The organism is Bartonella saheliensis, assembly GCF_902162175.1.
The window spans coordinates 1-1,399 of record NZ_LR607307.1; the positions used below are offsets into that span (position 1 = coordinate 1).

Genomic DNA, 1,399 nt, shown 5'->3' on the forward strand with positions numbered 1-1,399 from the left:
AGAAGAAGAAGAGAGTGCCGACGATAATCCAGTTATGACGCAATTGATGCGGGCATTTTACGGAATATAGGATAGCAGAGTTATGTCAACGATCTATGATTGGTCGCTAAGGGCGGCGGATAACACGCGTGCAGATGATTTGATTGATTGGTCAGAAGGACAATTGCCAAGCACAATTAATAACAGTGCCCGTGGTATGATGCAAAGGGTAAGAGAGTATCTTTCAGATACGGGTGGAACACTTGAAGGGGTTGTGCGTGTTGATAATGAACAGCAAACGACAGCAATAACGCTGCAAACCAAATCGCCTTTTTCAGAATACAAGAATGATATTGTTGTAGGGTTTAAAGCGAAGGGGAAGAATGTTGGTGCGACAACGGTTGCTCTGAATCATTTACCTGCCAAATCTGTTTATAAGGCGACGGAATTAGGAGCAGTCCCCCTTGTAGGAGGAGAAATCCAGCAGGGCTGCATTTATAGTTTAGCCTATGATGAAGTGCTTTCAGGATGGCATTTACTCAATCCAACCTCCATACAATCGCCCTTAGATTTATCCAGAGCAGTTTATCCAGCGGGCTTTATAGGAACGTTTGCTATGCAAGCAATCCCAAGTGGTTGGCTCTTGTGTGATGGGAGTGCGTATTCCAGGAGTTTTTATAGTGATCTCTTTGCAGCGATAGGAACAACATGGGGGAGTGGTGACGGTTTGAGGACCTTCAATGTCCCCGATTTGCGAGGAATGTTTTTACGTGGTTTTGATGATGGGCGCAATATTGATAGAGGACGCAGCTTTGCAAGTGTACAGCAGGATTTAATCCAATCTCATCACCATGAAGCTCATAGGGTAAGTGTTCCCGATATAGATAACGAAGATGATGACCGTTATTGGCATGGCGCGGCAACGGCTTTATGGGGTCATGCACTTGATGATGATCAGAAGTCAAGAGTTTCTTCTCTTTTGGGTATAAGAGAAGAAGATATTCGTAGCTATGATACTTTGGCAGTTCCTTTTGGACACTTCAACAGCCAAGATCTTATGGCGTCAAGGGATAGTGAAAGTGAAACGCGCCCTATCAATGTTTCGGTGGTTTTTGCGATAAAAACCTGAGGTTGTTATGTCAGATATTTATGATTGGTCTTTAACGGCGTCAGACAACGCTGGTGCGGACAATATTATCAACTGGTCAGAAGGCCAGGCACCCCATACAGTAAATGATAGTGCCCGTGGTATGATGCAACGTGTGAGGGAATATTTATCGGGTGTTGGTGGTGCCCTTGAAGGCATTGTTCAGCTTCATTCTTCAGAGCAAAGTAGCACTATAACCTTCAAGAGTTCTCTATTTTGGCGCTATAGAGATGGATTTGTATTGCGCTTTAGAGCAACGGGTTGGAATCTAGG

1 protein-coding gene and 1 pseudogene are annotated in these 1,399 nt (G+C 44.3%); both read left to right on the plus strand.

The window, feature by feature from the left end; translation table 11 throughout:
* Window positions 1–82 precede the first annotated feature (82 nt).
* On the plus strand, window positions 83–1,108 hold the full coding sequence (locus FS875_RS09885; RefSeq protein WP_144756259.1) for a phage tail protein: 1,026 nt from the start codon (window positions 83–85) through the stop codon (window positions 1,106–1,108).
* Between the two features lie 7 nt (window positions 1,109–1,115).
* Window positions 1,116–1,399: pseudogene (locus FS875_RS09890) on the plus strand (phage tail protein); the annotation flags it as partial.